General features: G+C 58.5%; 9 protein-coding genes. 2 read left to right on the top strand and 7 right to left on the bottom strand.

Annotation, left to right across the window (positions count from 1 at the left end):
- Positions 1–43 precede the first annotated feature (43 nt).
- From AAFG13_RS00530 to AAFG13_RS00515, 4 genes are all read right to left on the bottom strand, one after another.
- On the bottom strand, positions 44–2020 hold the full coding sequence (locus AAFG13_RS00530; protein ID WP_342710801.1) for a non-ribosomal peptide synthetase: 1977 nt from the start codon (positions 2018–2020) through the stop codon (positions 44–46).
- A 41-nt stretch (positions 2021–2061) separates the two neighbouring features.
- On the bottom strand, positions 2062–3063 hold the full coding sequence (locus AAFG13_RS00525) for an alpha/beta fold hydrolase (protein WP_212315315.1): 1002 nt from the start codon (positions 3061–3063) through the stop codon (positions 2062–2064).
- A 145-nt stretch (positions 3064–3208) separates the two neighbouring features.
- Complete coding sequence (locus AAFG13_RS00520) at positions 3209–4048, bottom strand: 4'-phosphopantetheinyl transferase superfamily protein (RefSeq protein ID WP_342710800.1); 840 nt, start codon at positions 4046–4048, stop codon at positions 3209–3211.
- Positions 4049–4551: 503 nt separating this feature from the next.
- Positions 4552–5205: a response regulator transcription factor gene (locus AAFG13_RS00515; RefSeq protein WP_244549908.1), complete on the bottom strand. Its 654-nt coding sequence runs from the start codon at positions 5203–5205 to the stop codon at positions 4552–4554.
- Between the two features lie 458 nt (positions 5206–5663).
- Between AAFG13_RS00515 and AAFG13_RS00510 the strand changes: the two genes are divergently transcribed.
- Together AAFG13_RS00510 and galE are read left to right on the top strand one after the other, a co-directional pair.
- A complete protein-coding gene (locus AAFG13_RS00510; protein ID WP_342710799.1) occupies positions 5664–6584 on the top strand; it encodes a response regulator transcription factor in 921 nt (306 codons plus the stop codon).
- Positions 6585–6843: 259 nt separating this feature from the next.
- Positions 6844–7854 (top strand): UDP-glucose 4-epimerase GalE, encoded by a 1011-nt coding sequence (gene galE, locus AAFG13_RS00505; protein ID WP_092125499.1) that lies wholly within the window; start codon positions 6844–6846, stop codon positions 7852–7854.
- Between the two features lie 525 nt (positions 7855–8379).
- Here the strand turns inward: galE and AAFG13_RS00500 are convergent.
- The 3 genes from AAFG13_RS00500 to AAFG13_RS00490 all read right to left on the bottom strand — a co-directional run bounded on the left by AAFG13_RS00500 (position 8380) and on the right by AAFG13_RS00490 (position 12086).
- On the bottom strand, positions 8380–8559 hold the full coding sequence (locus tag AAFG13_RS00500; protein ID WP_171948146.1) for a hypothetical protein: 180 nt from the start codon (positions 8557–8559) through the stop codon (positions 8380–8382).
- A gap of 519 nt (positions 8560–9078) precedes the next feature.
- Positions 9079–10311, bottom strand: coding sequence for a heparin lyase I family protein (locus AAFG13_RS00495; protein WP_342710798.1), 1233 nt, complete (start codon positions 10309–10311; stop codon positions 9079–9081).
- A 1520-nt stretch (positions 10312–11831) separates the two neighbouring features.
- Positions 11832–12086 carry a PilZ domain-containing protein gene (locus AAFG13_RS00490; protein ID WP_212315326.1) on the bottom strand — a complete coding sequence of 85 codons (255 nt, stop codon included), beginning with the start codon at positions 12084–12086 and terminating at the stop codon, positions 11832–11834.
- Between the last annotated feature and the right edge of the window lie 180 nt (positions 12087–12266).

Below are 12266 nucleotides of genomic sequence, written 5' to 3'. Positions count from 1 at the left end.
CCGTATCGGTGCCCTTGCAACCACTTGCGGACCTTCCGATCGACTAGAGTTCGATTTCCTCTCGCGGTCCGCCCGAGAGTGAAGCAGCTCTGGAATCGGCCACCCAGCGCATCCCGTCGATCACTTCCGCCAGTTCGGCCACGGTCGGGCGCTCGAACAGGTTGCGGAGCTGCACGTCGACGCCGAAGATCTTTCGCATGCGCGCCACCGCTCTCACGACCAGGAGCGACTCCCCGCCCAGGTCGAAGAAGTTGTCGTACCGTCCGATCGACTTGACCTTGAGGAGATTGCACCACAGGGCAGCCAAGGTCTTCTCGGTCTCTGTTGATGGGGCGACGAACTCGTGCGCCGGCTGAATGCTATCCGCCGTCGGCTCGGGAAGCGAGGAGCGGTCGATCTTGCCGTTGGACGTGAGCGGCATCCGTTCGAGGCAGACATAGTGCGCCGGAATCATGGACTCCAGGAGTTCTTCGGCGAGGTGGGCGCGCAGCTCCGGCACGGTCAGAGGTTTCGAGGAGACATAGTAGGCTACAAGTCGCGTGATTGCGCCCTCCTCAGCATTTCCCACTGGAGCGGGAATGGCAACGACCGCGCATTCCTGAACATGGGGCTGCTTGAGAAGCCGCGCTTCGATCTCACCCAGCTCGATACGCGTGCCGCCAACCTTCACCTGATGATCCGCGCGGCCGAGAAATTCCAGGCGCCCTTCCGAGCTCCAGCGGGCAAGATCGCCGGTCTTGTACAGCCGCAGCCTCGAAAAGCCATCTCGAGGATCTGTAGCCGTGCGGAAGCGCTCCTCGGTCAGGTCGGGGCGATTAAAATAACCTCTCGCGAGACCATCGCCTGCGATGAACATCTCGCCGATGACGTTGGGGCCGGTCGGCCGATATTCCTTGCTGAGGACGTAAATTCCCGCATTAGCAGCCGGAACGCCAATCGGCACCGATGCAGAGCGATCCTGGTCTACGTCAAACCGATGAATCATGCAGCCCACTGTGGCTTCGGTCGGTCCGTACTCGTTGTAGATCTCGACAGGATGAGGGATGGCTTTGGTGATGTCGCGGGCCAGCTCGGTCTTGAAGTCCTCCCCGCCTACAATGAACTTGCGCAATCTCGTGGCCTCAAGATTGCGGTCGCGGATCATCGCAAGATGCGCCGGTGTCAGCTTCATGATATCGACGGCATTGTCGTCGACCACCTTGAGCACGACCATGTTCTTCACCCCCGGATCACCAAGATAGACCACGATCCGGCCGCCCGTGATGAGTGGCGCGAAGAGCGTTGTGACGGTCAGGTCGAACGCAAGAGACGAGAAGAGTGGCCATGCGAGCGGCTGGCCGGCACTGTACACCCGCGCGGCCCACCAGATGTAGTTCACGAGGCTGCGATGCTCGATCTCGACGCCCTTGGGAGTGCCGGTCGAGCCTGAAGTGAAGATGATGTAGGCGACGCCGTTCGACTTGGCGGCGGACGGTCGGGCCGAGGCAGGCTGATCCAAAATCGAGCCGAAATCGGCATCGAGCACGAAAATGTCGGCAAGCTCCGGCGAGATGGCGGATTGCAGACGCGCCTGAGTGATCGCCACCGGCGTTTGCCCACCGGTCCCGTTGGAAATGTCTTTCAGGATTGTCGCAATGCGTCCTTTCGGCGTCGCCGCATCAATTGGCACATAGGCTGCGCCGGCTTTGAGGACACCCAGGATCGCGACGACGACTTCGATGGAGTGCTCCATGAAGACAACGATGATCCGACCCGGCCCCACGCCCTGTGAGCCCAGATGCGCGGCCATCTGGTTGGAGCGTTCGTCGAGCTGCCGATATGTCAGCATGGCATCGCCAAAGCGGATCGCTTCAGCATCAGGACTGAGCGTCACTTGATCATGAAAGAGATCGATGATTGTCCTGTCCGATGGGTAACGCGCCGACGTGGCGTTGTAATCGACGACGAGCGCCCGATGATCGGCATCTTGCAGCGGAGGAAGCGCCACGCTCTCCGCCACGATAGGCAGGACCTCATTCATGAAATGCGCTCCCATCCGGCAAGTTTAAAAATCGGATCACGTCAATCTCTGAGCTTCTGAGTTGCCCGGCGATAAAGTTCTGCGACGGCAGGTGCGTCAGGCTCTTCCAGCATGGAGACTTCGTCGCAGTCCTCGGGGCCGAAATAAAATTCAGCATCGGGCGCCACGAGCCGCCATCGATGAGGTGCTGCGCCCGATCGCAGCCAGGCCTTGTTCGGAAGGAATATGCACACACGGCCCGAATACGGAGTCGGAGTGTACCGCCGAAATGCCGCCATCGCCGTGGATTTGAGCAGAGCTCTGCTGGCTAGCACCGGATCTGTCGTGACAGGCTCCTTGCGAACGAGGGGCATGAAGGCGCGCTCGCGGAGGCGACTGCCGAAATATCGGAGACGAGCGCCAAATGTCGGCAACTTCGCCATCGATCTCCGGACCGATCGGATCGTCCCCCAGGCAGAGAAGTACAGCAAACGCAGCAATTCCTGATGGGTGGCGGGATGAAGTGGACCAAAGAGGGCGACGCACGGAACCGCCGCCCCGCGTTTCTTGAGGATTTTGGCCAGTTCGAAGGCTGTGGGACCGCCGGAGCAGTATCCAGCGATGATGTACGGACCGACCGGCTGATACTGAACGATCTGGCCAGCGAAGTACTCGGCGATATCTTCGACGCGGTCCATTGGCTCGCTCTCTCCGTCGAAGCCAGGCGGTTGAAGTGCATAGAACGGTTGATCGCCACCCAGGTGCTTCGACAGGTCCGAGAATGAGAACGGTGCTCCGACATGCCCCGGTACGGCGTAAATGGGCGTGCGCGTTCCGCGCGACTGCAGGGGAATGATTGCAGGCTGCTGTGTGGCCGCGGCGGTGGCCATGTTCAGAAAGGCGATGATCTCACCCTTTCGCCCCTGCAATTGATCGCGAAGCTCGGCCGTCATCGCGCCGGCCGGTGCGCTGCACCGGAGCCGATCGCCCTCGACCCAGACCTTGATGTCCTTGACCGCGAGGTCTGCGAGCAGTTCCGAAAACTGCGTCACCTGCGCTTGCATAGGCTATTTCCGTATTCTCGACTGCGACCGCGAGGCATCTCGAACAAGCGCGGCTTGGAATGAACTTGCATGCCTTTCCAACAAGTGGGCTGGGCTCCCCGCTAGTGAATGATTACATCGCGGAAGCTCCAGTCCGGACGACCATTCATTTCCGAACAACCACGCTCCCGAGATACCCCGTTTTAGGTACGAAACTTCGGACAACCCAATCCTTTTCATCCCAAGAGCTGGGGTATCCCAAGCCGCATCCCAGGCCCTTGGAAATGGCCTCCAGCCGGGTCCAACGCCGAAAGAAGCCTTCCAGCTGGTCGTCCGGACCGAGGGCGGCATAAGACTCGTAGTCGGAGGCGGAAAAGCACAGCGCGGCGATCTCGTCCGCTTCGGGCACGGGGAGAACTGCCTCGATGTCCACTCCGATCTCTTGCCCGGTCGAGAGCGCGACGACTGCCAGATCTTCGGATCGAGAGACGCTGAAGTGCAAATTGCGAGAAGGCATGCGGTGCGAGAGCTGGGGTTTACCCAGCCGTCCGTATTCCAGTTCGACATCGGACGGCGAGACTCCTAACCTGGAAGCAAGGATCTGGCGCAGCTGTCCACGGGAAACAATAAAGCGGCGGCGATCCCGCTCCGACTTCAATCCTTCACCGCGCCTACGCTCCGCCTCGTTGAGGAAGGCGCCTAGCCCGCGAATGATGTCGTGCTTCACATCGAGCATGCATGCGAGGACCTCCAAGCCATCATCCTCGAGAACCGGCACGATGATCCCGGCCCTCGGCTCAGCTGCCTTATCAAGAAAGCTTGGAAGGGACGCTGCTGGCTCGACAAGAGTCTGACTGACGTCGAATTCGGCGGGCTGCAACAATCGAGGCCCCGAGCGGGCCAAGGCAACATGAAAATTCTGGCTCAAAGCCGACGCACCACGACCGTCGGCCCCGCCCGCGCCGGAAAGTCGGGTAAGGTCGAGCTCAGGCCAGTCAAGCGTCATACCTGGATTCCGATCGCAGGAGCGCTCGTGCGCACCGGAGCATTCTTTCTGGAGCGGCAGCTCCCGTTCACGCGGATTTCTTCGATTGAACAATCACGTAGGTGCGAAAACAAGGAGCCCTGATGGATATTTAGAAGTATGGATGGGCTACATCAAAAGACCTAGGCCCCCTGACGTTCGTACGCTTTGGCTTCCTGCCTAATTTTCGCGCCGACGGAGTTCGCGCGCTGTCTCGATGAACGTCTGTCTCGATGAACGTCTGTCTTGGGCTAGTCACTGCGGAAAGACCCTATCGATCCCGACATGGCCCATTTGGGGCATGCCCTGGGGACAAAGCGTGCCCGCGAGGGAGCAGTTCCGATGCGATGGACGTTGAATGGCGCCATCGACAGTCAAGCGCGACTCATGCGGCGAAGCGGTGCTTCCCGTCACCGCTCATCCAATACCCTGCGCACCCGAGCGCCAGGTCGGTTGATATCGCCCTAAGTCAAAAAGCTTGCGTGCTAATCGGAAGGCAGGCCGCTTTGCCCAGCGTATGAGACCGCGAGCGTAGCAAGAGCTGTCCTGTTGCCGATCTCGAGCTTGCGAAAGATGTGGTGGAGATGAACCTTGATGGTGCCGTCAGTTACCTTCAAACGACGGCCAATCTCCTTGTTTGACAATCCCTCCGATACCAGACGCATGATCTGACGCTCCCGGTCCGTCAGCACGGCAAGATGCTTCTCCAAAATCGCGGACTGCCCAGAAGAGATGGCGACCTCGCTCGAAGGCGCAGGCAGCATCCTGTGGCCGTCCGCGACTTGCCGCAATGTCTGGAGAAGAGTTTCGGGCTCCTCGTCATTCAGGATAACACCAAAGGCGCCCACTTCCGCCAACATGGTGAGGTCGCGATCCTCAACGGAGGTTGCGAGGAACACGAGCCGAACAGCAGGAGTCCGGGAATTTGCGATATCGAGCAATGCCTGCCCAAAAATGTCAGGCATCGATATGTCCAAAATGGCGATATCGGGCACGAGCGCGCGAATTGCATTCAAACAACTCGCACTATCGCTGCATCGAGCAGCAACCCTGAAATCACGTTCTGCTTCCAGCAGACAGTTCAGACCCAGTAAAACAACGGGATATCTGCTAGCAATGACCACACGACTGAAATGCATTTTCGGCCAATCCTCGGTCCCCCCAGTTCAAATCGGCACCCCAATATCCTCCCAAGCTACTTCAATTTGAGGCATTCAAGTCAAATTTTCTCATCGCGACTAGGCCGAATTCCGGCAGTCTTACAATCTTAAATAGCATTTTAGTATCGACGCCGCCCTAAGCGAGCGTTGTTCGACAAATCTCCGTCAAAACACGGGCGTGATATTACGGGCGGCATCCCAAGGAATGTCTATAACCAACGGTATATAGGGATATTGGGGATTAGCATCTAATGTTAGTAAATCTTTTGACGCATGCTTAGGGCTTTTTTCGCCCCAAATTTCTGCCCAAGCGACCGGAATTTGAAGAAGCAATTTTCAATGCGTCGGCTGTTTTGGCTTGGCAAGCCATCCAAGAAACGAGTCGGGTTAAACCGATGAGCCTGTTTCATATTTTTTGTAGCGTCCAGGAGAGTTCCATGAGACGACAATATTCTTTTTCTATTGTGCTTGGTGGTGAAAGCAGTCTTCGGAAAGAAGGTCTCGCCAGAATTCTAAATTCCGAAAATTTTCAAGTCTTTCCTTCAATTTCCGATGCAGACGATTTGTCTGGCAAGGTCAATGTCGGGAGCGGTTCAGTCTGTCCGGCACTGTTCCTGGTCGTTCACAGTGGCGACGATTTCGGCCCTACGATCGAGCAGATCGAGTGTTTCAAGCGCCGTCACGCGGATGGACGCATTGCTGTCGTCGCAGATCACTATCGACTGAGCGAGTTGACTGCTGCGATCCGAGCCGGCGTCACCGGATATTTCATCGACGTGATGAACTGCGATGCGTTCATCAAGTCCATCGAGCTCGTCATGATGGGCGGAACGGTATTTCCGACCGACTTCTTGACGTCGGCTCTTGATGCCGAAAAGCGTGACGCGGACGGTGTCCCTCCACGCCTCGATTATAGTCATGCCACGGCGAACGCGGATGGTAGGCTCGCACAGCAGCTTTCGCCGCGAGAAATCTCCATTCTCCAGTGTCTGATCGAAGGCGATTCCAACAAGTGCATCGCACGCAAGATCGACATCGCGGAAGCTACGGTGAAGGTTCACATCAAGGCGATCCTCCGCAAGATTCGTGTTCAGAACAGAACACAGGCGGCGATCTGGGGGCTGAACCATCGACCTACAGCTCGGCCATCAAGCGGGACGGCGTACCCGGCCGCTGACGCAACCGAGCGCCTCCTCCCACCGAAGCGAGAACTTCCCAAAATCGCGAGGACAGGCCGGCCCGCGCCGCTCGGTTCAATTGACCATGCGGTGAACTTCTTCGAAGTGCCTCTTACGAACGGCCACGCCCGCAAGGATATTGGTTCGAAGGCCGACGGGGCGATCCGACTGCGGAAATAGCCGGATATCTCGAGCTGAAGTCCGTGCCACATCGTTGGATGCGGCATTCATCGATGTGGCGATCGGCACCATTGGTGCCGGCCGCTTTGGTGTCAGCGCAAACGCTTGACGCGGGCGTTGCCAGGACAACTACAACTACAACTACAAATCCCCGGTGATCGTGCGCGTATCGTCTTGATTTCGGTCTGTCACCACGGGCTGGAGTCGTCGTCGCGATCTCAGATTTCGCGGGCAGACGCGGAATGGAAATGGAATCAGAATGATCCTGTTGACCGGAGGCGCCGGCTATATCGGGTCCCATATTGCGGTCGCCCTACTCGACTCCGGGCTGGATGTCGTTGCGGTCGACAATCTCTGCAACAGCAATCGCGCATCGCTCGAACGGGTACAGGCCATCTGCGGGCGATCGCTCGTATTCCGGCAGATCGATATCTGCGATGAGGACGCGATTTACGAGATCCTGCGCACCCACGGCGTGACCGCGGTCATTCACCTCGCCGGGCTCAAGGCGGTCGGTGAGTCCGGCACTCAACCCATGACGTATTACCAAAACAACGTCGTGGGGACGATGCGGCTCGTGTCGGCGATGTCGCGTGCCGATGTGAAAACGCTGGTCTTCAGTTCGTCCGCAACGGTTTACGGCACGCCCGCATACCTGCCGCTGGACGAGAAACATCCCGTAGGACCAATAAATCCGTATGGTCGCACAAAGTATTTTGTCGAAGAGATCCTAAGGGATCTCTATCGGTCCGACAGCGATTGGCGGATCGCCATCCTGCGCTACTTCAATCCCGTTGGCGCACACGAAAGCGGGCTTATCGGAGAAGACCCGCTCGGCGTGCCCAACAATTTGTTGCCGCTTGTGGCGCAAGTCGCCATCGGGCGACGTGAGAAGCTGCAAGTTTGGGGAGATGACTACGATACTCCGGATGGCACCGGCATCCGCGACTTCATTCATGTCGTCGATCTTGCATCCGGACATCTGAGCGCCTTGAGCGAGCTGAGACACCCCGGCATTCTGACCGTCAATCTCGGAACAGGAAGCGGCAGCAGCGTCCTGGAGGTGATCAAGACGTTCGAGACCGTGAGTGGCCGGCCAGTTCCGTATGTGATTGACCAACGCAGGAGCGGCGATGTCGCCACCTGTTACGCGGATCCGACGCTCGCCAAAAATCTGCTGGGCTGGACCTCAAGGCGATCACTGACACAGATGTGTACAGATCATTGGCGCTGGCAGATGCAGAACCCGAACGGCTATCGCGGCAGCTAGATGGCAAGAGCCTCTCTGGGACCCGAATAGTCGTCACCACGCCGGATTCCGCGGGGTCGTCGGGTGCAGGCGCGGTACAGCGGCCTGACAGGCCGGCCGTGTCGCCTCCAGACCGCCCGGGGCGGCGGCCTCGCGCTGCCGCTTGGTCCTGCCGAGCGTCCCTCTTCCGGGGCCCTCCTGAAAGCCGAGGACAGTTCGGCGTGGTTTGAGGATACGTTGTCGTCGGTCTTGTCGAGGAACGGCTTATCGTCTCTCTTGCGGAGGCAGCCAATGGCCACAACCAACGTTTCCCGAAGGAATTGTCTGTCCGGTGATAAAACGAGCCAGCGACCGCCGTAGGCGCGGCTATGCCGTTCTCAGGTTGAGCCATAACCTGCCTCGTGATTTAGGCCAGACCTGTCAAGACGCTGGCCCCAGCCCAGATCCGCGCCCCAACCTACGATGACGTGTAAGCTCTCCGCATCGGCGAAATCAGTCCGGCGTGCCTGGCGCAGCAGATCATGCGCGCGTCGAGGCCAAAATGCCTCATTTTGAATTCCGGCGTGTTTCGATGAGTTCGCAAACGACGCTGCACGACCACGCTGCGCCGGTGAAGCGATTGATGACTATTGCAGTGCTGAGGCCTGAACTCGACACCGAATAGACGCCGCCGCTCAGAAGCCCCGCGATTACGATCGCGAGTGCGATGATAGCCAGCCGATCCACAGTCCTCTCCAGGGATGCTCCAGGTCAGCAGCGAGGTTTGACTGCTTTCGGGAAGTTTTGCTGACCTAATATGCGGTACTCATTTTGGTAATCGAAGATCCGCACTGAAGGACGCCGAACAACGAGGCTGGACGGTTGGGCAACGCGCTTCACTTGCTGCGGTCGCCGGCAAACGTTTTGCTTCAGTATCGCCCCCGGCCCTTGCTGTTTCGCCTCGCGAAAAACTGAAGAACGCTTCAGGGACCGCTCGCGCCGGCGCGACCACCCCACTCTCGAACATTCGAGCCCGTCGGGACGAGCGGATCGACATCGAGAAGATCGACGACCAATGCTTCACCAGGGCCAAGTGACACAGGCCGGACATCGGGCCGGCCTGTGGTACGCAAAAAGATCACGGGCAAGACCGCGAGAGCGGGTCTCACATGCGAACCCGTTGGGCCAAGAACGGCCGATTTGCCTGAGGCGCCGCGTAGGAGAACCGGCCTCGCGCAGATAAACCCCGCGCGGACCGGCAGTCCTTTAGCTCTGAGGCTTGGTCAGGAACGAGTTCTGTGTCCAGGCAGGGCCACTCATCGCTACAGCGATCATGCCGCCATTGGCCCCACCCGAGCTACCCGCCAGATACTGGTTCAGCAGCGCATAGCTGTTGCTTGCCTGAGATGCGGCGGCCGTGCCTTGATCTCCCCACCAACTGGTCGTCTGCGGCGCGGCGGTTGCCAGCGTACCGGCGTCAAATCCAAAACGCGTAAGATCCAGGCCTGCCGGGCTTCCAGTGGGTACGCCGGTCGTTGGCGTCGACCAACCGGACGCCGACGTCGGCGCCATTCCCATGGCTCCCATAGCTCCCATGGCTCCCATGGCGCCTAGAGCGCTGGGGTCGGCCGCTGTAACGGCTGCCGCCGGGGCGGCTATCGCGGCCGCCGGCGAAGTGGTGTCCTGTGCTACAGCAGGCGCGACAATGGTGGTCGGGCTGGTGACCGTAGTTGGGGTCGTGGTCGGTGTGGTTGGCTGTGTCGGAGTTGACGGCGACGTGACGGTCGCCGACGCCCCCGTCAACAGCGTCATGTTTCGGTAATCGACAGCGACGGTCTCGGGCGCCGACGACCGATAGACCCCGTATTCCCAATTGGTGGCCTGCCCATAACCCAAGGGACCGCTGTAGTTCACGACCTGTGTCCCGTTGATCGAGACCTTCAAATACCCGCCACCGGTGTTCGAAACGTCGGCCTGTATTTGAATGTTGTTATAGACACCCGTCTGGATTGGATTGGGGTCGGTCCAGAGCGTGAGCATCTGCACGTTACCGGCCCCGTTGCTCGGATCCTGACCCGGAGCGACATATCTGGCGACAACCTGCAGATGATCGCCAACAAGCTGGATCGCAAACGGCGGTGAGGTGCCCACTCCGCTCGCGTTATCATCATTGTGCATTTGGCCGACGATGAACCAGCCATCTGCGGTATTCGCAAATGACCCATTTGGGCCATTTGCCTCCACCATGAACTGATAATTCAAGTTGAGCGGAGTGCCGCCGGGAATGTTGACCGCGGCTGAAACCTCGGAGCGGTCGACGGATGAGCTGTCGTACCAGGCATGATCACCCTGCTGGACTTGGAAGCGCAGAGTTTGTGAGTCAGGATTGGTCAGGCTGTAGCTCGTGCTCGCATCCTGCACTCCGTAGACGTCGCCACCGATCGAAAACCTCGTCATCGGTGTGGACGAAAATGATGTGATTGTCCCGGTCGTATCCAATTCAGACCTCCGTGGGTCGCAGAGATTCTTCTCTTTTGACGTTTACAAGGGAATTCCACTGCCGCGCATCGCGAAGGCGCGCGACATACCACATGCTCGCAACACCTTGTGCCGCGAGCAGACTTCCGATGTATCGCGGTGACCGCCAACACATATCGTTGCAGTGGGATTGCCCCCCGACTGCTAGGCTTGATTGGTTAATTAGGGAGTATGGCGAAAAAAATGAGCTAGCATGGCGACAATGAGAAGCACGGCCCATGCCTGCCGTTAGGCTAAAATTCCGCGGATAATCGAGAGGCCTGAGCATTTTGGCCGGTGCCAGCGCTGAAGCAAGCTCAAGAGCGGGATCCACACACTGCCATGTCGCGGTAGTGCCCCCTGCCGACGGTCGTACACCAGTAACGCGACCCATCGCAGCGTCGTCGAACTAGCCGGGGCCGAAAATCATATACAGCAGCATCGTGCCCACAACGGCTGTCCAGCCGATCGAAGCGGCAACGGCCCACACCTGTATCGGCATCGGACGGTCCTTTGCAATTCAATGAAGCAAAACGAAGAGGCCGCTGGCGCTGGACAGCGACCTCCTGGACCCGATCTCAAATGAACGTCTTGGAAATAAAATCGCCGCCGAAGGTCCGTCATCATTAGACGATGAATTAGCAACGACGTGAAGCCCAAACACGTCCGATACCCAGCGAAACTATTGAGACGTTGCGAGTTCGACACACCCATGTGTAACGAACTCCATCGCCCGGGTATCGTAATTCAAAGCAGGCGCGAGCGACGCTTGATTCGGCATGAAAACGACAACTCCCGCGCCGGAATGACTCGCTGGGTCATGGAGCACGCTCTCAACCGCCAGATGCCGTATCAGAACAGAGACATTTAGCTGGCTTGAAAGGTCCGGAGACGTGTAGCGCTCGCCCCCTCCCCCTCGGCCTTCAGCAAAATCTGTGCTTTGCCAGGCAATTCGCAATTTATCCCATTTGGTGCCCTCTTGGCGCCGTCTTGGCGTCACAGAACGCCTTCCTCCAGGGGAGCTTTTACGCGCTGTTAAAGCTTGGAATCGTAAGTTCCGGGTGGGGACCTGTCGAGGGAAAGCGCATGGGACAATTACGCCAACGCGTGGTTCAGAGGGATACTCTCGAGGCACGGCTCGCAGAGCGAGCTAGAGAGTTGCGGAACGAGGCCGCAGCCCTTGCCCCGTGTGCAGCCAAGGAAGCGCTGCTAAAGCTCGCCCGATACGCAGAGACAAGTGCACATTTGAGCGGCAGGCTGTCCTCGCCGGGACTAGCGCCCAATTGAATGTCGGAAACCAATCCTAGGACTGCAGGGTAAGGCCGCCTGATTTGGCGGCCTTCTTCATTTGGTTCCGCCCGGTACTCTATGCCGAGGCTTCATCACCTACGTTGGTCGCGCCTACCTCAGCCTCTGGCTGGCATGACTGCCTTTGCTGAGACGAGCGGCGCTGTCAGCTCTCCGCAAATTGCCCAGGATATCTGAAGTCGTGGTTGCTCGCTTCATTCAGTAACGAACACGACACCAACCCATGCACCTCTTCGCCAAACGACGTTGCACGAGTAAGTCTTGCTAGGTGGAACGATCAGCGTGAAATGGTCGGGAAGAGGTGATGGCGGATCATCCGCCTTCAGCGCCGCACCGTTCTCCGTGATGTCACCAACGATACAGCACAGCGCCAAGTCACCAAACCTGATCAAGGCGTTGTCCAGCGATGGATTACGCACAGACTTTCGCCTGTCGGGAAAAGTAATCATTTCCGAGCCCATCAATAACCAATGCAAATTTGAACGATGCTGCGGGAGAAAGATTGCGCTTCTACTAACGATCGAGGCGCCGCGACCAATTCGAAGCCGGCGACGCAGCTTTGCGCTGCGAGCCAATTGGAGCCGGAGCCGACCAGCCCCACGCCCCTGCTCTCTCTTTCTGCAGATGCC

The sequence above is a fragment of the Bradyrhizobium sp. B124 genome, assembly GCF_038967635.1.
Lineage (GTDB): Bacteria > Pseudomonadota > Alphaproteobacteria > Rhizobiales > Xanthobacteraceae > Bradyrhizobium.
This window is presented reverse-complemented; position numbering and strand designations above follow the sequence as displayed.

Coding starts and splice junctions, on each gene's coding strand:
- AAFG13_RS00530 (WP_342710801.1), bottom strand. CDS start 2,020: ATGAATGAGGTCCTGCCTATCGTGGCGGAGAGCGTGGCGCTTCCTCCG.
- AAFG13_RS00525 (WP_212315315.1), bottom strand. CDS start 3,063: ATGCAAGCGCAGGTGACGCAGTTTTCGGAACTGCTCGCAGACCTCGCG.
- AAFG13_RS00520 (WP_342710800.1), bottom strand. CDS start 4,048: ATGACGCTTGACTGGCCTGAGCTCGACCTTACCCGACTTTCCGGCGCG.
- AAFG13_RS00515 (WP_244549908.1), bottom strand. CDS start 5,205: ATGCATTTCAGTCGTGTGGTCATTGCTAGCAGATATCCCGTTGTTTTA.
- AAFG13_RS00510 (WP_342710799.1), top strand. CDS start 5,664: ATGAGACGACAATATTCTTTTTCTATTGTGCTTGGTGGTGAAAGCAGT.
- galE (WP_092125499.1), top strand. CDS start 6,844: ATGATCCTGTTGACCGGAGGCGCCGGCTATATCGGGTCCCATATTGCG.
- AAFG13_RS00490 (WP_212315326.1), bottom strand. CDS start 12,086: ATGATTACTTTTCCCGACAGGCGAAAGTCTGTGCGTAATCCATCGCTG.